The 25,818-nt window shown below is 64.2% G+C and carries 24 protein-coding genes; 23 read left to right on the top strand and 1 reads right to left on the bottom strand.

What is annotated here, in order from left to right; genetic code table 11:
• The first annotated feature begins 44 nt into the window (after window positions 1–44).
• The 11 genes from H351_RS18030 (at window position 45) to aroQ (ending at window position 11,838) form a co-directional block, all read left to right on the top strand.
• Window positions 45–1,391, top strand: coding sequence for a replication-associated recombination protein A (locus H351_RS18030; protein WP_420876502.1), 1,347 nt, complete (start codon window positions 45–47; stop codon window positions 1,389–1,391).
• A 77-nt stretch (window positions 1,392–1,468) separates the two neighbouring features.
• Window positions 1,469–4,141: an alanine--tRNA ligase gene (alaS, locus tag H351_RS18025; protein ID WP_019748361.1), complete on the top strand. Its 2,673-nt coding sequence runs from the start codon at window positions 1,469–1,471 to the stop codon at window positions 4,139–4,141.
• Between the two features lie 2 nt (window positions 4,142–4,143).
• Window positions 4,144–4,677 carry a Holliday junction resolvase RuvX gene (gene ruvX / locus H351_RS18020; protein WP_029255323.1) on the top strand — a complete coding sequence of 178 codons (534 nt, stop codon included), beginning with the start codon at window positions 4,144–4,146 and terminating at the stop codon, window positions 4,675–4,677.
• Window positions 4,674–5,984: an endolytic transglycosylase MltG gene (gene mltG / locus H351_RS18015; protein ID WP_019748362.1), complete on the top strand. Its 1,311-nt coding sequence runs from the start codon at window positions 4,674–4,676 to the stop codon at window positions 5,982–5,984. Before ruvX ends, mltG begins: the two co-directional genes overlap by 4 nt.
• A complete protein-coding gene (locus H351_RS18010) occupies window positions 5,974–6,813 on the top strand; it encodes a shikimate dehydrogenase (RefSeq protein ID WP_029255324.1) in 840 nt (279 codons plus the stop codon). The genes mltG and H351_RS18010 overlap by 11 nt, the downstream gene beginning before the upstream one ends.
• A gap of 80 nt (window positions 6,814–6,893) precedes the next feature.
• On the top strand, window positions 6,894–7,532 hold the full coding sequence (locus H351_RS18005) for a prepilin peptidase (protein WP_029255325.1): 639 nt from the start codon (window positions 6,894–6,896) through the stop codon (window positions 7,530–7,532).
• A gap of 225 nt (window positions 7,533–7,757) precedes the next feature.
• Window positions 7,758–8,456, top strand: a complete 699-nt coding sequence (locus H351_RS18000; protein WP_020907692.1) for a S1 family peptidase — start codon at window positions 7,758–7,760, stop codon at window positions 8,454–8,456.
• Window positions 8,457–8,567: 111 nt separating this feature from the next.
• A complete protein-coding gene (gene aroC, locus H351_RS17995) occupies window positions 8,568–9,755 on the top strand; it encodes a chorismate synthase (RefSeq protein ID WP_003944974.1) in 1,188 nt (395 codons plus the stop codon).
• 13 nt (window positions 9,756–9,768) lie between these two features.
• The gene (locus H351_RS17990) at window positions 9,769–10,278 is read left to right on the top strand and encodes a shikimate kinase (RefSeq protein WP_020907693.1); all 510 of its coding nucleotides are present in this window, start codon (window positions 9,769–9,771) and stop codon (window positions 10,276–10,278) included.
• A gap of 25 nt (window positions 10,279–10,303) precedes the next feature.
• Window positions 10,304–11,413: a 3-dehydroquinate synthase gene (aroB, locus tag H351_RS17985; protein WP_020907694.1), complete on the top strand. Its 1,110-nt coding sequence runs from the start codon at window positions 10,304–10,306 to the stop codon at window positions 11,411–11,413.
• On the top strand, window positions 11,410–11,838 hold the full coding sequence (aroQ, locus tag H351_RS17980) for a type II 3-dehydroquinate dehydratase (protein WP_029255326.1): 429 nt from the start codon (window positions 11,410–11,412) through the stop codon (window positions 11,836–11,838). The genes aroB and aroQ overlap by 4 nt, the downstream gene beginning before the upstream one ends.
• Before the next feature lie 87 nt (window positions 11,839–11,925).
• On the opposite strand, the gene H351_RS17975 is transcribed toward aroQ, so the two are convergent.
• Window positions 11,926–12,534, bottom strand: a complete 609-nt coding sequence (locus H351_RS17975; protein ID WP_019748369.1) for a B-4DMT family transporter — start codon at window positions 12,532–12,534, stop codon at window positions 11,926–11,928.
• Between the two features lie 111 nt (window positions 12,535–12,645).
• Here H351_RS17975 and H351_RS17970 point away from each other — a divergent pair, with 111 nt between their 5' ends.
• The 12 genes from H351_RS17970 to mihF all read left to right on the top strand — a co-directional run bounded on the left by H351_RS17970 (window position 12,646) and on the right by mihF (window position 25,807).
• Complete coding sequence (locus H351_RS17970; RefSeq protein WP_029255327.1) at window positions 12,646–13,740, top strand: M24 family metallopeptidase; 1,095 nt, start codon at window positions 12,646–12,648, stop codon at window positions 13,738–13,740.
• Between the two features lie 34 nt (window positions 13,741–13,774).
• Window positions 13,775–14,338: an elongation factor P gene (gene efp / locus H351_RS17965; RefSeq protein ID WP_003944958.1), complete on the top strand. Its 564-nt coding sequence runs from the start codon at window positions 13,775–13,777 to the stop codon at window positions 14,336–14,338.
• Window positions 14,339–14,836, top strand: coding sequence for a transcription antitermination factor NusB (gene nusB / locus H351_RS17960; protein ID WP_007728014.1), 498 nt, complete (start codon window positions 14,339–14,341; stop codon window positions 14,834–14,836).
• Window positions 14,837–15,009: 173 nt separating this feature from the next.
• Window positions 15,010–15,651, top strand: coding sequence for a bifunctional pyr operon transcriptional regulator/uracil phosphoribosyltransferase PyrR (pyrR, locus tag H351_RS17955; RefSeq protein WP_020907698.1), 642 nt, complete (start codon window positions 15,010–15,012; stop codon window positions 15,649–15,651).
• Window positions 15,648–16,592, top strand: a complete 945-nt coding sequence (locus H351_RS17950; RefSeq protein ID WP_029255328.1) for an aspartate carbamoyltransferase catalytic subunit — start codon at window positions 15,648–15,650, stop codon at window positions 16,590–16,592. The genes pyrR and H351_RS17950 overlap by 4 nt, the downstream gene beginning before the upstream one ends.
• A gap of 26 nt (window positions 16,593–16,618) precedes the next feature.
• Window positions 16,619–17,926 carry a dihydroorotase gene (locus H351_RS17945; RefSeq protein WP_003944990.1) on the top strand — a complete coding sequence of 436 codons (1,308 nt, stop codon included), beginning with the start codon at window positions 16,619–16,621 and terminating at the stop codon, window positions 17,924–17,926.
• 6 nt (window positions 17,927–17,932) lie between these two features.
• Window positions 17,933–18,514, top strand: a complete 582-nt coding sequence (locus tag H351_RS17940; protein WP_020907699.1) for a PH-like domain-containing protein — start codon at window positions 17,933–17,935, stop codon at window positions 18,512–18,514.
• On the top strand, window positions 18,511–19,686 hold the full coding sequence (gene carA / locus H351_RS17935; RefSeq protein ID WP_003944927.1) for a glutamine-hydrolyzing carbamoyl-phosphate synthase small subunit: 1,176 nt from the start codon (window positions 18,511–18,513) through the stop codon (window positions 19,684–19,686). The genes H351_RS17940 and carA overlap by 4 nt, the downstream gene beginning before the upstream one ends.
• The gene (carB, locus tag H351_RS17930; protein WP_019748372.1) at window positions 19,686–23,042 is read left to right on the top strand and encodes a carbamoyl-phosphate synthase large subunit; all 3,357 of its coding nucleotides are present in this window, start codon (window positions 19,686–19,688) and stop codon (window positions 23,040–23,042) included. The genes carA and carB overlap by 1 nt, the downstream gene beginning before the upstream one ends.
• Window positions 23,039–23,860, top strand: a complete 822-nt coding sequence (gene pyrF, locus H351_RS17925) for an orotidine-5'-phosphate decarboxylase (RefSeq protein WP_021332968.1) — start codon at window positions 23,039–23,041, stop codon at window positions 23,858–23,860. The genes carB and pyrF overlap by 4 nt, the downstream gene beginning before the upstream one ends.
• 57 nt (window positions 23,861–23,917) lie before the next feature.
• On the top strand, window positions 23,918–25,117 hold the full coding sequence (locus tag H351_RS17920) for a glycosyltransferase 87 family protein (protein ID WP_020907703.1): 1,200 nt from the start codon (window positions 23,918–23,920) through the stop codon (window positions 25,115–25,117).
• Window positions 25,118–25,486: 369 nt separating this feature from the next.
• The gene (gene mihF / locus H351_RS17915) at window positions 25,487–25,807 is read left to right on the top strand and encodes an integration host factor, actinobacterial type (protein ID WP_003944825.1); all 321 of its coding nucleotides are present in this window, start codon (window positions 25,487–25,489) and stop codon (window positions 25,805–25,807) included.
• Window positions 25,808–25,818: the final 11 nt, after the last annotated feature.

Genomic DNA, 25,818 nt, shown 5'->3' with positions numbered 1-25,818 from the left:
TGGCGGAAGACGGCCTGTTCGAGGCAACTCCGGAGGAATCCGCGATCGTCGACGAACCCGATGTCGTGTCTGTCGCCGAGCGCGCATTGTCCTCGGTGCCACCCGGTGCTCCTCTGGCTGTCCGCATGCGCCCCCTCACTCTCGGTGAAGTTGTCGGTCAACAGCACCTGCTCGGCCCTGGTGCTCCGCTGCGCAGAATGGTCGAGGGGTCCGGCGCTGCATCGGTCCTCCTGTACGGACCTCCCGGCACCGGCAAGACCACGCTCGCGTCGTTGATCTCGGGCGCTACCGGCCGTCGGTTCGAGGCATTGTCTGCCCTGTCCGCCGGCGTCAAGGAAGTCCGCGGTGTCATCGAACTTGCCCGCCGTCGTCTGCTGAACGGCGAACAGACCGTCTTGTTCATCGACGAGGTCCATCGTTTCTCCAAAACCCAGCAGGACGCCTTGCTCGCCGCGGTCGAGAACCGGATCGTGCTCCTGGTCGGCGCGACCACCGAGAACCCGTCCTTCTCGGTCGTCTCCGCGCTGTTGTCGCGCTCGTTGGTCCTGCAACTGCAATCGCTCACCGCTGCGGATGTCCAGGAACTGCTCGAGCGTGCGGTCGCCGACGAGCGCGGGTTCGGGGGAGCGATCGCGATCGACGACGACGCGATGGAACACCTCGTTCGTCTGGCGGCCGGTGACGCACGCCGAGCCCTGACGGCACTCGAGGCCGCTGCCGGAGCTGCACTGGACACGGCCGGTGACTCTTCGGGCCCAGTGGTGCTCGACCTAGCGACCGTCGAGGCCAGTGTCGACAAGGCCGCGGTTCGGTACGACCGTGCCGGAGATCAGCACTACGACGTCATCAGCGCCTTCATCAAGAGCATTCGCGGCTCCGACGTCGATGCCGCCCTGCACTACCTCGCTCGGATGCTGACCGCGGGCGAAGACCCTCGTTTCATCGCGAGGCGTCTGGTGGTTCATGCCAGCGAGGACATCGGCATGGCGGACCCGATGGCGCTGCAGACTGCCACCGCCGCTGCCCAGGCAGTGCAGCTGATCGGTATGCCGGAGGCTCGTCTGGCGCTGGCACAGGCCACCATTCATCTGGCGACGGCTCCCAAATCGGGTGCGGTGATCGCCGCTCTCGGTGCGGCCATGGCCGACGTGGCCGCCGGAAAATCCGGACTGGTACCGCAGCATCTGCGTGACGGGCACTACAAGGGTGCCGAGCAATTGGGCAACGCAGTCGGATACAAGTACCCGCACGACACACGTGATGGTGTTCTGCGGCAACAGTATCCACCGGACGATCTGGTGGGTGTCGACTATTACCAGCCCACCGCACACGGCAACGAGCGAGAGATCGCCGATCGGGTGAGCAAACTCCGCCGAATCGTTCGTGGCTGACGCCTGCCAGGTTCCACCGGTCGACGCGTTAGTCTGGACACCCATAGCTCGACGCTCTTGAAGGTAAGGACCGGTTAGTGCAAACCCACGAGATCCGCAGGCGATTCCTCGACCACTTCGTCAAGGCCGGCCACACCGAGGTGCCCAGCGCCTCGCTGATTCTCGACGACCCGAACCTTCTGTTCGTCAACGCGGGCATGGTTCCGTTCGTGCCGTTCTTCCTCGGGCAGCAGACGCCGTCCTACTCGCGCGCGACGTCTGTGCAGAAGTGTGTCCGCACCCTGGACATCGAAGAGGTCGGCATCACCACCCGCCACAACACCTTCTTCCAGATGGCGGGCAACTTCTCCTTCGGTGACTACTTCAAGAAGGAAGCCATCTCCCACGCCTGGCAGTTGCTGACAGGTTCGGTCGAGGACGGCGGATACGGCATCGATCCCACGCGCTTGTGGGCAACCGTCTATCTCGACGACGACGAAGCGTTCTCGATCTGGCGCGACGAGGTCGGTGTGCCCGAAGAGCGCATCCAGCGCCGCGGCATGAAGGACAACTACTGGTCCATGGGCATTCCCGGACCGTGCGGCCCCTGCTCGGAGATCTTCTACGACCGCGGCGCCGAGTACGGCGTCGAGGGTGGCCCGGAAGCCGACGAGGATCGCTACATCGAGATCTGGAACCTCGTGTTCATGCAGAACGAGCGCGGCGAGGGCACCAACAAGGGCGACTACCCGATCCTCGGACCGCTGCCGAAGAAGAACATCGACACCGGCATGGGCGTCGAGCGCGTTGCGTTCCTCCTGCAGGGCGTCGAAAACGTCTACGAGACAGACCTTCTCCGCCCCGTCATCGACAAGGCTGCCGAGCTGACCGGCAGCGTGTACGGGACCGATCACACTTCTGACGTCCGTTTCCGCGTCATCGCCGACCACGCACGCACCGCCGCGATGTTGATCGCCGACGGTGTGAACCCCGGCAACTACGGCCGCGGCTACGTCCTGCGCCGGTTGCTGCGTCGTATCGTGCGCTCGGCCAAACTGCTCGGCAGCGAGCAGCCCACCATGCGCGAGTTCATGATCGTCGTCCGCGACACGATGGCGCCGTCGTACCCGGTTCTGGAAACCGACTTCACGCGCATCGAGAACGTTGCCGTCGGTGAGGAGACCGCGTTCCTCAAGACGCTGGCTTCGGGGTCGGCCCTGTTCGAGAATGCTGCCGAGACGGTCAAGTCGTCCGGAAAGTCGGTCATCGCCGGCGATCAGGCGTTTGCACTGCACGACACCTACGGCTTCCCGATCGACCTCACGCTCGAAATGGCATCCGAGGCCGGTCTCACCGTCGACGAAGACGGCTTCCGCACGCTCATGGCCGAGCAGCGCAAGCGCGCCAAGGACGACGCTCAAGCGCGCAAGCACGCGCATGCGGACCTCACGGTCTACAAGGAACTGCTCGATCGAGGTGCCACCGAGTTCACCGGTTTCGACGAGCTCGTCTCCGAGGCTCACGTCCTCGCACTGATCGTCGACGGTGTCCGCGTGCCGGTCGCGAAGGCCGGTCAGGACGTCGAGGTCATCCTCGACCGCAGCCCGCTCTACGCAGAGTCCGGTGGACAGATCGCCGACATCGGTTCGCTCACCGCGCCGGGTCTCGAAGCCAAGGTCAACGACGTGCAGAAGATCGCCAAGAAGGTCTGGACGCACAAGGTGACGGTGCAGAAGGGCGAGATCACCGAGGGCGACGTCGTGCTCGCGCACGTCGACGCCGAGTGGCGCAAGGGTGCAACCCAGGGGCACTCCGGTACCCACATGGTGCACGCGGCGCTGCGTCAGGTGCTCGGCCCCAACGCGGTGCAGGCGGGTTCGCTCAACAAGCCGGGTTACCTCCGCTTCGACTTCTCCTGGCAGGGCGCGCTGTCCGACTCCCAGAAGCAGGACATCGAGGCACTCACCAACGAAGCCGTGGCGTCCAACTACGCGGTCAACACATTTGTCACGGATCTCGACAAGGCCAAGGCGATGGGTGCGATGGCACTCTTCGGTGAGAACTACGGCGACGAGGTTCGTGTCGTCGAAATCGGCGGTCCGTTCTCGATGGAACTGTGCGGCGGTACTCACGTCGGAAGCTCCGCCCAGATCGGTCAGGTCACGCTGCTCGGTGAGCAGTCGGTCGGCTCCGGAATCCGACGCGTCGAGGCGTACGTCGGTTTGGACTCCTACCGCTACCTCGCCAAGGAACGCGCTCTCCTCGCCGGACTCTCCTCCTCACTGAAGGTTCCTTCGGAAGAGGTACCCGCCCGCGTCGAGGCGCTCGTCGAGCGACTCAAGGTGGCCGAGAAGGAACTCGAGCAGACCAAGGCCAAGGCTGTGCTGGCGTCGGCAGGCGAGTACGTCGCCAAGGCCAAGCGCATCGGTAGCGTCCTGGTCATCGCCGAGCCTGCTCCCGCGGGAGTCGGCGGCAACGATCTGCGCAGCCTCGTCACGGACATCAAGGGCCGACTCGGCTCCGAACCCGCCGTTGTAGCTCTCCTCGGTGACGTCGACGGCAAGGTCCCGTTCGTGGTCGCATCAAGCAAGGCAGCCCAGGGTCTCGGTGTGAAGGCCGGCGAGCTTGTCGCGTCCTTCGGTCCCAAGATCGGTGGCCGCGGCGGCGGAAAGCCCGACATGGCCCAGGGCTCGGGTTCGGACTCCGCCGGAATCCCGGCAGCGCTCGATGCGATCCGGGACAGAGTCGGAGAGCTGGCGGGCGGCAGCTGACGGTGGTGGCTACGCAGCAGGGTCCCGATCGCCCCGGCATCGACGATCCTGGTCGCGGGCGGCGCATCGCCATCGACGTCGGCAGTGTTCGCATCGGCGTCGCGTCAAGCGACCCCGACGGCATCCTCGCGACACCGGTGGAAACGGTTCCACGCTCGAAGGAGCGTGGGCCCGACGCGCCGGATATCCGGCGCATTATCGCCATCGTGTCCGAATACGAGGCCGTTGAGGTTATCGTCGGACTGCCACAGACGCTGCGCGGTGAGCAAGGTAAAGCCGCCGGTATCGCGACTGCATTCGCCAAACGACTGCAGCGGGCCGTCGAACCGATCCCGGTGAGATTGTCCGACGAACGACTGACGACCGTCACGGCTGCGCGCAACCTCCGCGAAAGTGGAGTCAAGGCACGTGGCCAGCGGCCGATGATCGATCAGGCTGCGGCGGTGGAAATCCTGCAAGGCTGGCTGGACGAGCGGAGTAGAGCTGTGAAACCAGGGGAGTCGTCGAAGGACGCTGCACTGGGGGGCGATCTGTGAACGCGCGGTGGGATGAGGGCGGCGGAAGCCGGCCCACCAGTTCGTTCGACTTCGACAACGACGAGACCATGGTCATGCGTGCGTTGCCGCAGAACATCGATCCGCCGCATATGTCGCGAGCGGAGGCACGCAAGCAACGCGAAGCGCGCAACAAGCGCGCCAAGCGAGGTAAGAAGGTTGGTGTTCTCGCTCTCCTGGTGTTGGTGATCGCGGTTCTCGGTGTCGGTGCCTACGGTGCCCTCTGGTACATGGATCGCAACAAGGCCGCGGAGGACTTCGCCGGCCCGGGCGGCGCACCCGTGGTCATCCAGATCAACAGTGGAGAAACCGCATCGGAGATCGGTGCGACGCTGGAGGCGAAGAACGTCGTCGCGAGTTCCGCTGCTTTCTACAACGCTGCGATCGCCAATCCGTCGGAGATCCAGAAGGTACAACCCGGCTTCTACCAGGTGCCGGTGCAGAGTAGTGCCGCGAGCGCACTCGACAGTTTGGTTGCCCCGGACTCCCGAGTCGGCAGTGTTGTCATCGCCGAAGGGCGTCAGCTGCACGACAGTTCGGACGCGCAGACGGGCTCGCTCAAGAAGGGCATCTACAACCTCATTTCCGAGGCGAGTTGTGTCGGCCCGGTTTCCGCTCAGAAGTGCGTCTCGACGGACGAATTGAACACTGCGGGAGCGTCTTCCGATCTGGCTTCGCTCGGCGTGCCGGACTGGGCGATGTCGTCGGTCAAGAGCGTGCCGGACAAGGACCGTCAGCTCGAAGGCCTGATCGCCGCCAGCAGTTGGGATTTCGACCCCACTGCGACGCCGACCGAGATCCTGCGTTCGTTGGTCGAGGGCAGCGCCGCTAAGTACGAGGCCACAGGGATCCTGACAGCAGGCAGCGGAGTCGGAATGTCGCCGTACCAGTTGTTGGTGGCAGCGTCGCTGGTCGAACGTGAGGCATTGCCTGGCGACATGGCCAAGGTCGCGCGGGTGATCGTCAACCGACTCGCAGTCGATCAGCCTTTGCAGTTCGACTCCACGGTCAACTACTCACTCGACACCACCGAGGTCGCCACGACCGATGCGGACCGTGAGCGCGTCACGCCCTGGAACACGTACGCAATGCCCGGTCTGCCTGCGACGCCTATTGCTTCACCGAGCATCGACGCGCTGAAGGCCGTGGAATCTCCGGCGGCCGGTGACTGGTTGTACTTCGTCACGATCAACAAGGAAGGCCAGACGCTCTTCACCAAGAGTTACGAGGAGCATCTGGCCAACATCGAACTGGCACAGCAAAGTGGGATTCTCGACAGTGGACGGTAGTACCGCGACTTCGCTCGCGACGCCGCGTAAGGCGGCAGTTCTCGGAAGCCCGATCGCTCACTCGAAGTCGCCGTTGCTGCACCTTGCTGCGTACGAGGCTTTGGGTCTGAGCGATTGGACCTACGAGCGGATCGAATGCACCGGCGAGCAGTTGCCTGCCCTCGTTGACTCACTCGGCCCCGAATGGGTCGGCCTCTCCGTGACGATGCCGGGCAAGATCGCAGCACTCGACTATGCCACCGAACGCACACCGCGAGCGGTGACCATCGGCTCGGCCAACACCTTGGTTCGCATCGAGGGCGGTTGGCGTGCCGACTGCACGGACGTCGACGGAGTCAGCGGTGCGTTGATCGCCGGCGGCGTCGGCGATCTCAGCGGCACTTCGGCGGTAGTCGTCGGCGCGGGCGGCACCGCGCGGCCGGCATTGGTCGCGTTGGCCGACATGGGAGTTCGGGCAGTCACCGTGGTCGCGCGTGATCCGGGACGTGCGTCCGGGGCCGTCGAATGCGGCGGCGCGGTCGGGTTGGACATTGATCTGGTCACCTTCGACGACGCACGACTCGGTGGGATCTGTGCCGAATCCTCGGTCTTGGTCAGCACCGTTCCCGCAGAAGCGGCCGCGCCTTTCGCCCAGCAACTGGGGAGGGCACGATTTGTCCTCGACGCGATCTACAACCCCTGGCCGACGCCACTCGCTTCGGTTGTCGAGGCGGCTGGTGGCACGGTGATCGGTGGCCTCGAGATGTTGCTCAATCAGGCCTTCGGGCAGGTAGAGCAGTTCACGGGCAAGCCCGCTCCGCGAGAGGCGATGGCAGCCGCTATCGCTTAGCTCTGTTCACAGTGTCGAGGTAGTCCACAAGGCGATTCGTAGAGTGCCGCTGGTGAACGCCAGACACCAAGCTCGAAACCATGTGGACGTTGGTGGTCTTGGCAGGCGCTGGGGTAGTCGCTGGTGCCGGTGCTCGGGCGATCGTCGACAGTTGGTTGCGACGACACGGTTATCGACCAGTCGTGGCTCTCTGTTGTGTGCCCCAGTGCGGTGTCGCCACAGGTTGGGTTGCCGTCGGCGCACTGAATACCTCGGTGGTGCAACTGATCTCAGGTCTTGCCGTGGTGTGGTGGTGCGTCGCAATCTCGACTGTCGACCTGGCCGTGCGCCGGCTGCCCAACAGTTTCACGCTGCCGGGTTACGTCGTCGTGATGGTCTACGCGGCGGCGTCGGGAACGGTGTGGGTTGCTGCAGTGGGATCGGCACTGTTCGCCGGAATCCACCTCCTGGCGCACGTGATGTCGCCTGGTTCCATGGGTCTCGGCGATGTGAAGCTCTCTCTTCCGTTGGGCGCTCTGACCGGATTGGTGGGCGCTGACGCCTGGCTGTGGTCGTTGGTGTCTGCATCGGTGCTCACCGCAACCCTGGGTGTCGTGATCGAACTGCGAAAACTGGGCCGGCGACAGTCGGAGCCGGTAGCCCACAATTCGCCCATCGCGCACGGTCCCTCGATGTGCCTGGCAGCCTGCGGTTCGACGGCGTTTGCCTGGTTGACGTGACGAGTGCAACATCCGCGGAAAACCTTGCGTTATTGACTGTTCAACGACGGACCGTGATCTGCAGGAAAGACGTAACCGTCGGTTTCATAAAGGCGGGTATCGCAGGCGCGCAGTCCCAGTATGCGGCGAGTCGGACTTGCCGAATGTCCACTCCCTGACGTTGACTGAGGCTTCGGAAATGGGACAAAACGAATCTCGTTTCGCACTCGATTATCGGGGGAACCTATGCGCACAAGGCTTTTCGTCGCTGCGGCAGCCTGTTTGGCGGCTGTGGCTGCAGGGGCGGGCGTCGCCGGCGCCGCGCCTGCACCTTCGTCGGTGGCACTGGGCGGGGGCTCAGGAATCCTGCTGCCGGACGTGGATCATTCCGATCCGGAGCAAGTTGCGGCGTGCACGTTGACCGCGGTCGGATACGACAACGCCGGCTCGCTCGTGGCACTCACCGCCGGACACTGCGGAGTTGTCGGGGACCGGGTGTTCGCCGAATACCTGCCCGAAGCCGGCCCCATCGGTCGGTTCTCCTACTCGAGTCCGGTCTCGGATATCGCGGTGATCGATCTCGACGACGCGAAGGTAGCCCCGCTACGTACCGTCGGCGGCACGACGATCAACGGAATCGGCGCTCCGCCTGCACCGGGCACGATCGTGTGCAAGGAAGGCCGTTCGACCGGCAACACGTGCGGTATCACCTGGGGCTACGACTCCGTCTACGGTGAAATTGTCGAGCACACGTGCTCGATTCCCGGAGACTCCGGTGGACCACTCGTCGTCGGCGATCGCCTGGTGGGCTTGATCAGCAACGGCTTCGAACCGTACTGCTTCGAGCCGCTCCCGCCGCCGTTCCATGCTCCCGACAACTCGGCGGACATCAACATCGGTTTGGCTGACATCAATGCCAACGGTGGAGGATTCCGCCTGTTCTAGACCCGCAGGAACCTCTGAGATGGCCCACACGTATCGTGCGTGTGGGCCATCTGTGTTCACCGGGAGGGCCACTGTGACAACTGAGGTCCGCGACGTGGAAAGATGGTCGGCGTGCTGCGTTGGATAACTGCCGGAGAATCCCATGGTCCCGCCCTCGTCGCGATGCTCGAGGGCATGGTCGCGGGGGTCGAAGTGACCTCTGAGGCCATCTCGTCCGAACTTGCCCGTCGTCGACTCGGTTACGGCCGTGGCGCGCGGATGAAGTTCGAGGCCGACAAGGTCACCATCATCGGTGGTGTCCGCCACGGATTTACGCTCGGTGGCCCCGTGGCCATCGAAATCGGCAACACCGAGTGGCCCAAGTGGGAAACCATCATGTCCGCCGACCCGGTCGACCCGGACCTGCTCGCCGATCAGGCTCGCAATGCTCCGCTGACGCGCCCGCGTCCCGGTCACGCCGATTACAGCGGCATGCTCAAGTACGGCTTCAACGACGCGCGTCCCGTCCTCGAGCGCGCCAGCGCTCGCGAGACCGCAGCCCGTGTAGCCGCCGGAACAGTCGCACGGTCGTTCCTGCGTCAGGTATTCGGTGCCGAGGTCGTTTCACACGTTATTTCCATCGGTGCTTCCGAGCCTTACGTCGGGCCCGTGCCGGAGGGCAAGGATCTGGACGCGATCGACGCGAGCCCGGTCCGTGCCTTCGACAAGGCCGCCGAAGAGTCGATGATCGCCGAAATCGAATCGGCCAAGAAGGACGGCGACACCCTCGGTGGCGTCGTCGAGGTCGTCATCCACGGGCTGCCGGTCGGACTCGGCACCTTCGTCAGTGGCGCCGAGCGTCTCGATTCACGACTTGCCGCTGCCCTCATGGGAATTCAGGCCATCAAGGGCGTCGAGGTCGGTGACGGCTTCGAGACCGCGCGCCGTCGTGGCAGCGAGGCTCACGACGAAATCCGCCCGGGCCCGGACGGCATCGTGCGCTCCACCAACCGCGCAGGCGGTATCGAAGGTGGCATGACCAATGGTGAGGCCCTTCGAGTTCGCGCCGCGATGAAGCCGATCTCGACGGTTCCGCGCGCTCTGGCGACGGTCGACATGGAGAGCGGCGAGGAAGCGGTTGCCATCCACCAGCGCAGCGATGTGTGCGCGGTTCCGGCCGCCGGCGTCGTCGCCGAATCGATGGTTGCGCTTGTCGTGGCTCAGGCCGCACTCGAAAAGTTCGGTGGTGATTCCATTGCTGAAACCACTGCCAACTACCGTCGTTACGCCGAGGGCATCGCAGCCCGACCGCCTCGATAGGACTCACGTATCGATGAAGCCGAAGGCTGTACTCATCGGTCCGCCCGGTGCCGGCAAATCGACCATCGGTCGACGTCTCGCGCAGGCACTCGAACTCGAATTGGTCGATACCGACGCCGAGATCGAACGGACCACGGGTAGAACGATCCCGGAGATCTTCACCCATGACGGAGAGCCTCGGTTTCGTGAGATCGAGGAATCGGTGGTTCGCGACGCGTTGCAGGCCACCGACGGAATCGTCTCGCTCGGCGGTGGTGCGATCCTGTCCGATCGCACGCGCGAACTGCTCCAGGGTCACACGGTCATCTACCTGGAGATCAGTGTCGCCGAAGGGCTTCGCCGCACGGGGGCGAACAATCATCGTCCGCTGCTGGCCGGCGGAGATCCCAAGGTCAAGTACCAGGAGCTGATGAGGCGTCGTCGTCCGCTGTACCGGCGTTCGGCCACGATTCGGATTCGGACCGACGGCCGAAGCCCGGCGCGTGTCGTCGGGCAATTGGTGTCGAAACTTCAAGACAAATGAACAACCGGAGCGGAGTAGTGGAGCAGTGACCGAACCCGTACGTGTAGAGGTGAAGACCGCAAGTCCCTACCCGGTCGTGATCGGCCGCGGCCTGCTCGGTGACCTTGTTGCCGAGTTCGACGGCGCGCGCACTGTCGCGATCTTCCATCAGCCGCCGCTGGCGGAGACCGCGGAGGCTGTACGGGCTGCATTGGCGGAGAAGGGAATCGACGCTCACCGCATCGAAATCCCCGACGCCGAGGACGGTAAGGATCTTGCCGTCGCGGGCTTCTGCTGGGACGTGCTCGGCCGGATCGGCCTGACTCGCAGCGACGCGATCATGAGCTTGGGCGGGGGAGCGGCGACCGACCTCACCGGCTTCGTAGCGGCTACGTGGATGCGTGGTGTCAAGGTTGTTCACGTCCCCACCACTTTGCTCGCGATGGTCGACGCAGCAGTGGGCGGCAAGACCGGTATCAACACCGAAGCGGGCAAGAACCTCGTCGGTTCGTTCCACGAACCGGGAGCGGTGTTCATCGATCTCGCGACGCTCGAGACTGTGCCGCACAACGAGATCGTTGCAGGCATGGCCGAGGTCATCAAGACCGGATTCATCGCCGACCCGGTGATCCTGGACCTCATCGAAGCCGATCCCAAGGCTGCTCTCGATCCGTCGGGAACTGTTCTGCCCGAGCTGATTCGGCGCTCCGTCGAGGTCAAGGCCAAGGTCGTGGCCGCGGATCTGCGCGAGTCGGATCTGCGCGAAATCCTCAACTACGGCCACACCCTCGGCCACGCGATCGAACGTCGTGAGCGCTACAAGTGGCGCCACGGTGCCGCTGTCTCCGTCGGCCTGGTCTTCGCTGCCGAACTCGGACGGCTCGCGGGCCGACTCGACGACGCCACCGCCGATCGTCACAAGTCGATCCTCGATCTCGTCGGGCTGCCGACGTCGTACGACGGTGATGCGTTCGGCGATCTGATGAAGGGAATGCAGACCGACAAGAAGAACCGTGCCGGGTTACTCCGTTTCGTGGTCCTCGACGGCCTCGCCAAGCCGGGCCGCCTCGAAGGGCCGGATCCGAGCCTGCTGGTCGCGGCGTACTCCGCGATCGCCCGTGATCCCAGGCCGGCCGGCGGAACGGTCCTGCTGTGAGGATCAACGTCGTCAACGGACCCAATCTGGGGCGTCTGGGTAAGCGTCAGCCCGAGGTCTACGGCGCGACCACACACGACGATCTGATCGAATTGTGCGTCGCGGCAGGTAAGGACCTCGGCGTCGAGGTGATCGTCCGTCAGGGCGATCACGAAGGCGATCTGCTCGGTTGGATCCACGACGCGGCGGACGCGGGGGAACCGGTGATCCTCAATGCCGGTGGCTTGACGCACACGTCGGTGGTCCTGCGAGATGCATGCGCCGAACTGACCGCAGGTCTCGTCGAGGTGCACATCTCGAACGTTCATGCGCGAGAAGAGTTTCGGCACCATTCCTACCTGAGTCCGATTGCGACCGGCGTGATCGTCGGACTCGGCGTCGCCGCGTATCCGCTGGCGATCAGGTTCCTCGCCGAGCGAGGCTGAACGAGGGAAGTCGAAAAGCCGACCACACGAATGCGGCCCCGAGGAAAATTTCCTCGGGGCCGCATTCGATTGTGTAGACGGCGGGCGTTACTGCTCGCGCTTGCCCAGATCGATCGCTGGGAAGACCGCGGTATCGGCGTCGGATTCCTCGACGGACATGGCGGCTCCGCTGTATGCGTGCTGCTCGGTGGGGGAGTCGTAGCCCTCGCTGACGGGCACCGGTTCGTGGTGACGCTCGTGGGACGGGGTCTGCGGAGCGGTTCCATTCTTGCGCTGCTCACGACTGACGAAGAAACGTCCGACGGTGATGGCGATCATGGCAGGGACGAAGATGAGAAGGATCGTGAACGCCGCACCGGAGGTCACCTCGAAGAACAAGCCCTGCTGAGTGAGTTCGAGGGAGGGGACCAGGCTGAGTGCCCAGCTGGCAGCGCCGGCGACGAATCCGCCGACCAAAGCAGCTTTGAGCCACAGCATGGTCAGATCGGCGCCGTCCTCGGGTTCGGGGAAGTTTCGGCGGTCGCGAATGCCGTCGATACCACCCCAGATCGCGGCGAAGACGATGACGATCAACAGGGACAGCCAGCGCAGGGTGGACCCCTGAAGTGGCCACTGTGCGATTGCTGCACCGAGCAACGCACGAAACACAACATGTATCAGGGCCATGCCGAGGCCACGTACCAACCACGCATTCATGGGTACAGCCTAACTAGAACCCATTACACCTTGTGGCCTAACCCACACTTATTGCTGTAACCGTGAGTTTCGAGTTGATCGGCAGGTCTGCGAGGGCGGTAGGTTCGAGGGATGCCGGTCGACTTCAGAACACGCCGTGAATCCCTCAGACGCCTCCTCGCGGAGCGCGAACTCGACGCGATTCTCGTCACAGATCTCCTCAATATCAGGTACCTCACCGGTTTCACCGGTTCCAATGCTGCGCTCGTCGTCAGTGCGTCCGATTCGGAGTCCGACGAACGCGCGACGGTGATCTGCACCGACGGTCGTTACGTGACGCAGGTGGCGGAGCAGGTTCCGGACCTGCGCGCTGAAATCGCCCGTTCGAGTGCTGCGCACTTGATCGAGAAGTCGACGATGCCCGTTCTCGCGTTCGAGTCACACGTCGCGACGTTCGCCGAACATCGCGCATGGACCGAGGCAGCACCGAAGATCCGGTTCGAACCGGTGAGTGGACTCGTCGAACAGTTGCGCATGGTCAAGGACGTGCACGAGGTGGAGTTGTTGCGCGCCGCATGCACTTCAGCCGATGCCGCGTTGGCGCAGTTGATCGCTCGCGGCGGTCTGCGACCTGGCCGAACCGAACGAGAGGTCGGTCGTGAACTGGAAAACCTGATGCTCGACAACGGCGCAGACGGTATTTCCTTCGAGACGATCGTGGCGGCAGGCGTCAACTCGGCGATTCCGCATCACCGACCGACCGACGCGATCCTGGCGTCGGGCGACTTCGTGAAACTCGACTTCGGCGCACAGGTCGGTGGGTACCACTCGGACATGACCCGGACGTACGTGCTCGAGTCCGTTTCCGATTGGCAACGGGAGATTTACGAACTCGTCGCGCGGTCACAAGCTGCCGGTTGCGATGCCCTCGCTCCGGGTGTCGAATGTGCGGCCGTGGACGCCGCCGCCCGTTCGGTGATCGACGATGCAGGCTACGGCGAGTTGTTCCTGCACGGCCTCGGCCACGGTGTCGGCCTCGAAATCCACGAAGCACCGGGAATCGGCAAGCTCGGCACCGGTACACTTCTTTCCGGCGCGGCGGTGACCGTCGAGCCGGGCGTGTACTTCTCCGGGCGCGGAGGTGTACGGATCGAGGACACGCTCGTTGTTCGTGAGCAGGGGCCAGAGCTGCTCACACTGACCGCAAAAGACCTTACCGTCGTCTGAGACGGTTTCCCGACCCCTAGGAGACGCGAAGCAAGTGGCTTCCACCAGTGATTTCAAGAATGGTCTGGTTCTGCAGATCGAAGGCCAGCTGTGGACGATCATCGAGTTCCAGCATGTCAAGCCCGGCAAGGGCCCTGCCTTCGTGCGCACCAAGCTCAAGAACGTGCTCTCGGGCAAGGTAGTGGACAAGACGTTCAACGCCGGTGTGAAGGTCGAGACCGCCACGGTCGACCGTCGTGACATGACCTACCTGTACCACGACGGCAGCGACTACATCTTCATGGACGGCGACACCTACGACCAGGTGTCGATCAGTGAATCCACCGTCGGCGACCAGTCGCGTTTCCTGCTCGAGAACATGGCCGTCCAGGTCGCGACCCACGAAGACGTTCCCCTCTTCGTCGAGCTTCCGGTCACGGTCGAGCTCGTCGTCAAGCACACCGATCCGGGCCTGCAGGGCGACCGCTCCACCGGCGGCACCAAGCCTGCCACCCTCGAGACCGGTGCCGAGATCAACGTGCCGCTCTTCATCAACACCGGTGACAAGCTCAAGGTCGATTCCCGTGACGGCAACTACCTCGGGCGTGTGAATTCCTGAGTGTCCGGCACACATAAGAAACTCGGTGCACGCCACAAGGCGCGCAAGCGTGCCGTCGACTTCCTCTTCGAAGCCGAGGCACGTGACCTCGATCCGGTCGCGCTCGCATCGGAGCGTTCCGATCTGTCCGTCAAGGACGACGCGGTAGCACCCGTCGCGGCCTACACCGTCACGTTGGTGTCCGGCGTCGCGGAGAATCTGGACCGGATCGATCAGGTCATCTCCTCGCATCTGCAGGATTGGACGCTCGAGCGTCTGCCCGCCGTCGACCGTGCGATTCTGCGTATCGCCGTGTGGGAGCTCTTCCATGCGACGGACGTTCCGCCGGTTGTCGCCGTGGACGAGGCCGTCGAACTCGCGAAGCAGCTCTCGACGGACGACTCTCCGGGATTCGTCAACGGAATCCTCGGTCAGGTCGTTCTCGTTGCGCCGCAGGTTCGATCGGCTGCAGCTGCGACCTCGCAGCGCGCGCAGGAATCGGATTCGGGTACCGAGTAGCAAGTTCTGTTCCACCACCGCCGTGCGAGTGTCACCGTGCGCGTTGTGTGTCTGCACACAACCGGTCGAAGTCGCTGCTCGCACGGCGGGATCAGGTCTGTCGGCTGATAGGGTGGGGACCGTCAGACATCCTTTAACGATCCGTCCAGTGAGGCGGAGAAGGAGGTCGCTGTATGAGCGTGCCCGAAGGGTCTCGCCCATCCGATCTTGCAGGTCCAGGCAGCGCCAAGGCATCCGCTGGTGCCGAGGCAAGTAGTGAGACCCGTGAATTGTTGTCCGCCCAGGATGTGGGCCGGACCATCGCGCGGATCGCTCACGAGATCATCGAGAAAACCGCACTCGACGGACCCGAGGGAACAGCCCCTCGTGTGGTCCTGATCGGCATCCCGACGCGCGGAACCACCCTCGCCACGCGACTGCGCGCCAAGATCGAAGAATTCTCCGGTGTGCGTCTTCCCATCGGATCTCTCGACATCACGCTCTACCGTGATGATCTCCGCACCAAGCCGCATCGCCCGCTCGAGCGCACGTCCGTCCCCGAAGGTGGCGTCGACAATGCTCTGGTCGTCCTGGTGGACGATGTCCTCTTCTCCGGTCGCACCGTGCGCTCCGCCCTCGATGCGTTGCGCGATCTCGGTCGCCCCCGGGCCGTCCAACTCGCAGTGCTGGTCGATCGCGGTCATCGCGAACTGCCGCTGCGCGCCGACTACGTCGGCAAGAACGTCCCGACCGCGAGGTCAGAAGACGTCAAGGTTCTCCTCCAGGAACACGACGGCAGGGAAGCGGTAGTCATCTCCGGAGGTAAGAGCGCGTGAAGCACCTTCTTTCCATCGCGGACCTCGATCGTGAGTCCGCGGTAGAACTTCTCGACGAGGCAGAACGCTTCGAGCAGGCGCTGCTGGGCCGCGAAGTACGCAAACTCCCGACGCTGCGCGGACGCACGGTCATGACGGTGTTCTTCGAGAACTCGACGCGCACCCGGGTGTCCTTCGAGGTGGCCGGTAAGTGGATGAGCGCGGACGTCATCAACGTCAGCGCATCGAGTTCCTCGGTGTCCAAGGGCGAATCCCTGCGCGATACCGCGATGACCCTGCGCGCGGCCGGTGCTGACGCCCTCATCGTGCGGCATCCGGCTTCGGGTGCCGCCCATCAGATCGCCAAGTGGACCGGAGCGGCCGACGACGGTGGCCCGGCAGTCATCAACGCAGGTGACGGCACGCATGAGCATCCAACTCAGGCGCTTCTCGACGCTTTGACCCTTCGCCAGCGCCTCGGCGACATCGAGGGCAAGCGGATCGCGATCGTCGGCGACATTCTGCACAGCCGTGTGGCCCGGTCCAACGCGCTGCTGCTCTCGATGCTCGGCGCGGAGGTCGTCTTGGTGGCGCCTCCGACACTGCTGCCGGTCGGCGCGCACACGTGGCCGGTCACGGTCTCGCATTCGCTCGACGCCGAACTGCCCGGACTCGACGCGGTGCTGATGCTGCGGGTTCAGGCCGAACGCATGAACGGCGGCTTCTTCCCTTCGCAGCGCGAGTACTCGATCAACTACGGCCTGTCCGAGAAGCGACTGGCGATGCTGGCCGACTACGCGGTGGTCTTGCACCCCGGTCCGATGCTGCGCGGCATGGAGATCGCATCCGCCGTCGCCGATTCCTCGAAAACTGCTGTACTGCAACAGGTTACCAACGGCGTACACATGCGCATGGCTGTCTTGTTCCGACTGCTGGTCGGGTCGGAGGACGGTGCGCTGTGACCAGAAACGAGAACGGAGAATCACCCGTGAGTGTCCTGCTCCGCGGAGTCCTGATCTACGGAGAAGGTGAGCCCACCGACGTCCTCGTCGGCGACGGCACGATCCTCGAGATCGGCGTGGACCTCGATCCGGCCACGGCATCCGAGGTGATCGATGCCGGCGGGCAGATCCTGCTTCCCGGCTTCGTGGACCTGCACACCCATCTACGTGAGCCTGGTCGCGAAGACACCGAGACCATCGAAACCGGAAGCTCCGCGGCCGCTCTGGGTGGATACACCGCGGTCTTCGCGATGGCGAACACGAGCCCCGTCGCCGATTCGGTGGTCATCACCGATCACGTCTGGCGACGCGGACAGGAAGTCGGCCTCGTCGACGTCCACCCCGTCGGCGCAGTCACCGCAGGCCTGGAAGGCAAGCAGCTCGCCGAGATGGCGACCATGGCGGCAGGCGTCGGCAAGGTCAAGATGTTCTCCGACGACGGTCACTGCGTCTACGACCCACTGATCATGCGTCGCGCGCTCGAATACTCCAGCTCACTGGGCGTCCTGATCGCGCAGCACGCGGAAGAACCGCGTTTGACGGTCGGTGCGGTCGCCCACGAGGGCCCCACGGCCGCGCGTCTCGGCCTGGCCGGTTGGCCGCGAGCAGCCGAAGAATCGATCGTGGCCCGTGACGCACTGCTCGCGCGTGACGCCGGCGCCCGCGTTCACATCTGCCACGCATCCACCGCCGGAACCGTCGAACTCGTGAAGTGGGCTCGCAGCCAAGGGATTTCGATCACCGCCGAGGTCACCCCGCATCACCTGCTCCTCGATGATTCACGTCTCGAGACGTACGACGCCATCAACAAGGTCAACCCGCCACTTCGTGAGGCCAGCGATGTTGCTGCCCTGCGCAAGGGTCTGGCCGAGGGCATCATCGACTGCGTGGCCACCGATCATGCTCCGCACGCCGAGCAGGACAAGTGCTGCGAATTCGCGGCCGCCCGCCCCGGAATGCTCGGCCTCGAGACCGCGCTCTCGATCATCGTGCAGACGATGGTTCAGCCCGGCCTGTTGGACTGGCGCGGTGTTGCGCGGGTCATGAGCGAGCGCCCGGCGGCGATCGTCGGACTCGACGATCAAGGCCGTCCCATCGAGGTGGGGGAGCCCGCCAACCTGACATTGGTCGATCCGTCGGCCGAGTGGACGGTCCACGGCCCAGACCTGGCGAGTGTCGCGCATAACACTCCGTACGAGTCGATGACATTGCCCGCACGGGTCACGACCACACTGTTACGTGGCCGCATCACCGCACACGACGGGAATGTGCGGCTGCGGAGTAGCGAGGAGTAGCGCGTCATGGACAGAGCACTGTGGATCATCGGTCTGGCGATCTTCTGGGTCGCAATGATCGGCCTGATGTACGTCGGTTGGCGTGGACGCGCTCGACGCCAGAAAGACAAGATCGGCGAACTGCCGACGGTACCGGCAACCCTGGGTGAACTGCTCGTCCTGCCGACCACCGGCCTGTACGTCGGTAGCACCATCGCACCCAGTTGGCAGGACCGCATCGCCGTCGGCGACCTCGGTTTCCGCGCCACCTGCGAGATCAGCCGCTACAGCGGCGGAATTCTGGTCGAGCGTGACGGTGCGTCGGCCATCTGGATTCCGGAGAAGTCGATCCGCGCGATCCGCACGGAGAACGGTCTTGCCGGCAAGGTCATGAGCAAGGACGGCGTCCTGGTGATTCGCTGGGAATTGCCGAGCGGAACCGAGATCGACACGGGCGTGCGCGGTGACGACAAGACGGTTTATCCGGACTGGGTCAAGCCGGTAACTGCTTCGAACAAGACTGCTTCGAACAAGACTGCCTCGAACAAGACGAATGACAACGAAGACGCAAGCTCTGGCGACATCGAGCAGAACGGAAAGAACGCATGAGCGGCTTTGGCAACAGCCCCGCAGTACTGGTCCTCGAAGACGGACGGGTGTTCCGCGGAACCACCTTCGGTGCGGTTGGACAGACCCTGGGCGAAGCGGTGTTCAGCACCGGCATGACCGGCTACCAGGAAACGCTCACCGATCCCAGCTACCACCGCCAGATCGTGGTCTCCACCGCGCCGCAGATCGGCAACACCGGCTGGAACGACGAAGACGACGAGTCGGTCGGACCGACCGGCGAGAGTGCCGGCGCCAAGATCTGGGTTGCCGGGTACGTCGTTCGTGACCCCTCGCGCGTCACCTCGAGCTGGCGTGCAACCGGTTCGCTGCAGGCCAAGCTCGAAGAGCAGGGCATCGTCGGAATCGCCGGGATCGACACTCGTGCCCTGGTTCGCCACCTGCGTACTCGCGGTTCGATGAAGGCAGGCGTCTTCTCCGGTGAAGCCATCGCCGCCGATGACGAACTGGTCCGACGGGTTCAGGATCAGCCGACCATGCTCGGCGCCGATCTTGCCGGTGAAGTCAGCACCACCAGCGGCTACGTCGTCGAGCCGAAGGGCGGGGAGGCGCTGTACACGGTTGCCGCGATCGACCTCGGTATCAAGACCAACACCCCGCGCATGTTCGCCGAGCGCGGTATCCGCGTCCACGTGTTGCCGTCCAATGCGAGTCTCGAACAGATCCTCGACCTGAAGGCCGACGGAGTGTTCCTCTCCAACGGTCCCGGTGACCCGGCCACCGCCGACGGCGCAGTGCACCTGACAAAAGAGGTCATCGGACAGGGCTTGCCGCTGTTCGGTATCTGCTTCGGTAACCAGATCCTGGGCCGCGCCCTCGGCCTGAGCACGTACAAGATGAAGTTCGGCCACCGCGGCATCAACATCCCGGTGATCGAGCATCAGACGGGTCGCATCGCGATCACCGCGCAGAACCACGGCTTCGCACTCGAAGGTGAAGCCGGCCAGGAATTCGACACCCCGTTCGGTCGCGCCGTGGTAAGCCACACCTGCGCCAATGACGGAGCCGTCGAAGGTGTTCGCCTGCTCGACGATTCGGCCTTCTCGGTGCAGTACCACCCGGAGGCGGCAGCCGGCCCGCACGACGCTGCGTACCTCTTCGACCGCTTCACCAGCCTGCTCTCCGCACGGAAAGAAACCGGAGTCAAGAACTAATGCCACGCCGTACAGATCTCAAGCACATCCTGGTAATCGGCTCCGGTCCGATCGTCATCGGTCAGGCCTGTGAGTTCGACTACTCGGGCACCCAGGCTTGCCGCGTCCTCCAGGAGGAGGGCCTGCGCGTCAGCCTGGTCAACTCCAACCCGGCCACCATCATGACGGACCCCGAGTTCGCCGACGCCACGTACGTCGAGCCGATCACGGCCGAGTTCCTCGAAAAGGTCATCGCCAAGGAAGCGTTGCAGGGCAACAAGATCGACGCCGTCCTCGCGACGCTCGGTGGTCAGACCGCTCTCAACGCCGCTGTGGCGCTGCACGAGCAGGGCATCCTCGAGAAGTACGACGTCGAGCTGATCGGCGCCGACTTCGACGCCATCCAGCGCGGCGAGGATCGCCAGAAGTTCAAGGACATCGTCGCCAAGGTCGGTGGCGAATCTGCGAAGTCCGCAGTTTGCTACACGATGGACGAAGTACACGCCACGGTCGCCGAACTCGGTTACCCGGTTGTCGTGCGTCCGTCCTTCACCATGGGCGGCCTCGGTTCCGGCATGGCGTACGACGTCGACGATCTCAACCGCATCGCCGGTGGCGGTCTGGCCGCGTCGCCGACGGCGAACGTCCTGATCGAGGAATCCATCCTCGGCTGGAAGGAATACGAACTCGAGCTCATGCGCGACAGTCGCGACAACGTCGTGATCGTCTGCTCCATCGAGAACGTCGACCCGGTGGGTGTCCACACCGGAGACTCGGTCACCGTCGCTCCCGCGATGACGCTGACCGACCGCGAGTACCAGGCGATGCGCGACCTCTCCATCGATATTCTGCGTGAGGTGGGCGTCGACACCGGCGGCTGCAACATCCAGTTCGCGATGGACCCGAAGGACGGCCGCCTGGTTGTCATCGAGATGAACCCGCGCGTTTCCCGCTCGTCGGCGCTGGCGTCGAAGGCGACCGGTTACCCGATCGCGAAGATGGCCGCCAAGCTTGCCATCGGCTACACGCTCGACGAGATCGTCAACGACATCACCAAGGAAACCCCGGCTTGCTTCGAGCCGACACTCGACTACGTCGTCGTCAAGGCTCCGCGGTTCGCTTTCGAGAAGTTCCCCGGTGCCGACGGAACCCTGACCACCACGATGAAGTCGGTAGGCGAGGCCATGAGCATCGGCCGCAACTTCACCGAGGCTTTCGGCAAGGTCATGCGTTCACTCGAGACCAAGCGTGCGGGTTACTGGACCGGCGCCGACATCGAGACGGAGAGCCTGGACGCCCTGCTCGCCGATCTGAGCGTTCCGCAGGACGGCCGCATGTACGGCATCGAGAAGGCATTCGCCCTCGGCGCAACTGTCGAGCAGCTCTTCGACGCCACCAAGATCGATCCGTGGTTCCTCGACCAGTTCCAGCAGATTCACGAGCTCGGTGAAAAGCTTCGCGCTGCAGAGTCTTTCGACGAGGCTGCCCTGCGTCAGGCCAAGTACCACGGCATCTCGGACCGCCAGATCGCGGCTCTGCGCCCCGAACTCGGTGGTGACACGCACGCAGGTGAGGACGCCGTTCGCGCTCTGCGTGATCAGCTGGGCGTGCGCCCCGTCTACAAGACCGTCGACACCTGCGCCGCAGAGTTCGAGGCCAAGACGCCGTACCACTACTCGACCTACGAGCTTGATCCCGAGGCCGAGTCCGAAGTTGCTCCGCAGACCGAGCGACCCAAGGTTCTGATCCTCGGATCCGGCCCCAACCGCATCGGCCAGGGCATCGAGTTCGACTACTCGTGTGTCCACGCTGCCCAGACGCTGTCCGAGGCCGGGTACGAGACCGTCATGGTCAACTGCAACCCCGAGACCGTCTCCACGGACTACGACACCGCTGATCGCCTGTACTTCGAGCCGCTGACATTCGAGGACGTCTTCGAGGTCTACCGCGCGGAGGCGCAGTCGGGCACCGTTGCCGGCGTCATCGTCCAGCTCGGCGGCCAGACCCCGCTCGGATTGGCGAAGCGCCTCGAAGCTGCCGGCGTTCCCATCGTGGGAACCAGCCCCGCAGCCATCGACCTGGCGGAGGACCGCGGCGAATTCGGTCGCGTGCTCACCGAAGCCGGTCTGCCTGCCCCGAAGTTCGGTACCGCCACCACGTTCGACGGCGCCCGCGAGATCGCAGCAGGCATCGGCTACCCGGTGCTGGTGCGTCCGTCGTACGTGCTCGGTGGACGCGGCATGGAGATCGTCTACGACGAGGCTTCACTTGCCGACTACATCTCGCGTGCCACGGAGATCTCCGACGACCGCCCGGTCCTGGTCGACCGCTTCCTCGAAGACGCGGTCGAGATCGACGTCGACGCTCTGTGCGACGGCACCGAGGTGTACCTCGGCGGCGTCATGGAGCACATCGAGGAAGCCGGCATTCACTCCGGTGACTCGGCGTGTGCGCTCCCGCCCATCACTCTGGGCCGGGCGGATCTCGAGAACGTCCGCCGTTCCACCGAGGCTCTCGCAAAGGGCATCGGCGTCAAGGGCCTGCTCAACGTCCAGTACGCACTCAAGGACGACATCCTCTACGTGCTGGAAGCAAATCCCCGCGCCAGCCGTACGGTTCCGTTCGTCTCCAAGGCGACGGCCGTCCAGCTGGCCAAGGCATGCGCCCGCGTCATGCTCGGCGAATCCATCGCCGACCTGCGCGCAAGCGGCATCCTGCCGGCGACCGGCGACGGTGGAAACACCCCGGCCGGTGCACCGATCGCGGTCAAGGAAGCTGTGTTGCCGTTCAACCGCTTCCGCCGCGCCGACGGTACCGGCGTGGATACCTTGCTCAGCCCGGAAATGAAGTCCACCGGTGAAGTCATGGGAATCGACTTCGACTTCGGTACGGCTTTCGCCAAGTCGCAGACGGCCGCCTACGGGTCGTTGCCCACCACAGGCGCGGTGTTCGTCTCGGTCGCCAACAAGGACAAGCGTTCGCTGATCTTCCCGGTCAAGCGCCTGGCAGATCTCGGATTCACCATCCTTGCCACCGAAGGAACCGCAGATGTGTTGCGGCGCAACGGTATCGAGTGCAAGCAGGTGTACAAGCAGTCGGGTGAGGATGTTCCGGCCGGTGCCGAGACCATCGTCGACCAGATCCGCAGCGGCGAGGTCGCCATGGTCATCAACACCCCGTACGGCAACAACGGTCCGCGTGTCGACGGCTACGAGATCCGAAGCGCAGCAGTCGCGTCGAACATCCCGTGCATCACGACGGTCCAGGGCGCCTCGGCCGCCGTGCAGGGCATCGAAGCGGCCATCCGCGGCGACATCGGGGTTCACTCCCTGCAGGAACTGCACGCAGGTCTTCGTCAGCCGGCACAGCAGTCGTGAGTCACAGTTGGGGGCATCGTCTCCGGTCCGCGATCGCGGACCGGGGGCGGCTGTGCGTCGGTATCGACCCGCATCCCGCGCTTCTCGACGCGTGGGGACTGCCACGTACCGCCGAAGGTCTGGAGACTTTCGCCGAGATCTGCGTCGAGGCCTTCACCGGTGAGGTTGGACTCGTCAAACCTCAGGTTGCGTTCTTCGAGGCGTACGGAAGCGCCGGCTTCGCCGTGTTGGAGCGGACCATCTCGGTTCTTCGCGATGCTGGAACGCTTGTCGTCGCGGACGCCAAGCGCGGTGACATCGGTTCGACGATGGACGCGTACGCGCAAGCCTGGTTGGGTGATTCGCCGTTGGCCTCCGACTCGGTCACCGTTTCGCCGTACCTGGGATTCGGGGCGTTGGCTCCGACACTCGAACTGGCAAGGCAGAACGCACGCGGGATCTTCGTGCTGGCACGAACCTCCAATCCGGAAGGCGGCGTACTTCAACAGTCGTCGGCCGACGGTGTGAGCGTGGCTCAGTCGATCGTCAACGCTGCGGTCGACGCGAACGCCGACGGACGCGACACCGTCGGACTGGTGGTCGGTGCAACTCGGGACCACGGTCTGGACCTGTCGCAGTTCAACGGCCCGATTCTCGCTCCGGGGCTCGGCGCGCAGGGTGCGACGGCAGCGGATCTCGCAGACATCTTCGCGGGATCGACCGAGCTCCTGCTGCCGAACACTTCCCGTGGGGTGCTCAAGCATGGTCCTTCGGTATCGGCACTTCGGGAGGCAGCAATGCGTGACCGAGACGAGATCGAAGCCGCATTGGCGCACTGATCCGTGAGTGACCTCGAGGCTCGTTCGAGCGGTGGAACCCGGTGGTACCGTCCGTCGGTGAATCGTTGGTGGCAGATCGGACTTCTCGTCGCGGCGTGCGCGCTGCTCGCCACCGGGTTCCAATCCGTCACCGGCGTACACGGCGACGATCTCGCCGTGTACCGGACGGCAGGTCAAGCCGTCCTCGACGGCTCGAACCTGTACGACGAGTCGTTCAACGCGAGACTGCCGTTCACTTATCCGCCCTTCGCTGCGCTCGTCGCCGTTCCGGTCGCCTTGGGTTCCTGGGGTGCGGTCCAGTGGGGATGGAGTTTCGTCAGCCTCCTGATGCTGGCCGCGATCATCGTGCTCAGCTATCGCGAAGTCCCGTTCACACGTAGGCGGCCCGTCGTCGTCTACGTAGGTTTCCTGGTCCTGTGGACGGCGGCATCGCCGATCTCCGATCACCTCGGGTACGGGCAGGTCGGTTTGTTCCTGACACTCCTGTGCCTGATCGACGTGCTGGCTCGACCACGGTGGATTCCCGAGGGTGTGCTGGTGGGGATCGCCGGGGCCGTCAAACTGGTGCCTCTCGTCTACATCGGTTACTACGTGATCACCGGGCGTTGGAAAGCAGTTGCGGGCGGCCTCGCCGGCTTCCTCGGCGCCACGGCACTCGGCTTTGCCGTTCTCCCGCGACAGACGATCGACTACTTCGGTGACATCGCCTCACTCTCGGGGCGCGTCGCGGTCGGTGACCCGTCCGTGTTCGGTAACCAGTCCGTGCGTGGAATGGCCTTACGGCTACTCCCCGAGGGCCTGGTGGGTCCGGCATGGCTCGTCGCCTGTGCAGTGTTGGGTGTCCTCGGAATTGTCGCGACGCGGCGCGCTCAGCGCCTGCGAGGTGATCTTGCCGGTTTCACGGTGGTTGCTCTGCTGGCGGCAATCGTGACTCCCATTGCCTGGACCCACCACTTCGTGTGGTTGGTGCCGGCGGTGGGTGTGCTCCTCGTTCCGATCAAGTCGGGCGTGGGGGAGGACACCCGATCGGTACCCGCGTGGTCCTGGATCGCGATCGGCCTCACCGCTGCGGTCGTGCTGTTTCGGCTTCCTCGGGTCGGCGCGGACATGGATATCCCGGTCGTCGGCTTCGTCCTGGAGAATTCATTGCTCTGGGCGAGCCTCGCGGTAGTACTCGCTCTGGCCGCCCCCGGCGTGAGCCGCACCGAACCGGACACGGTCGATGCCGACGATCCGAAATCGTCGCTGCCGACCTGAAAACAGGCCGCGACACGCGCATGGGCGTCGAAAATGCTCGAAATTTTTGGATGTGTCGGCGACCACGTTCATTCCCGCAGGTAACGATTTCGCACACACGCATGGGGACGTCGCATCTGATGTATCGAAATGCTTTGTGTTACAGTCTATTTCGGTACTGTACGCACGTTCGTGTTGCGTCGAATCCGTCTCGATCCAGCCGAAAACGGCGATGATGTGTGACATCGATTCGACGCGCATAACCCACCGCGATCTGCATCGGACCGCGGGGGGTGGGTTAGCAATTCGCGCCAGGCGTGAGTACGGTCGCTATCGCTGCTGGTTATCAGCGGAATAGACAAAATTTGCACACGACGAGACGGAGGAACCGTGGCCCTTCCCCAGTTGACTGATGAGCAGCGCGCTGCTGCTTTGGAGAAGGCAGCTGCTGCCCGCAAGGCCAGGGCTGAGCTCAAGGAGCGCCTGAAGCGTGGCGGCACCGACCTCAAGCAGGTCCTCAAGGACGCCGAAGACAACGAAATCTTGGGCAAGATGAAGGTTTCGGCACTGCTCGAGGCGCTGCCCAAGGTGGGCAAGGTCAAGGCTCAGGAGATCATGACCGAGCTGGAGATTGCACCGACCCGTCGCCTTCGTGGCCTCGGTGATCGGCAGCGCAAGGCTCTGCTCACCAAGTTTGACTTCGAGGCCTGAGCCGACAAGTG

It is taken from the genome of Rhodococcus erythropolis R138 (genome assembly GCF_000696675.2).
Lineage (GTDB): Bacteria > Actinomycetota > Actinomycetes > Mycobacteriales > Mycobacteriaceae > Rhodococcus_F > Rhodococcus_F erythropolis.
Note: the sequence above shows the minus strand (reverse complement) of the source record. Positions and strands in the feature narration are given on the sequence as shown.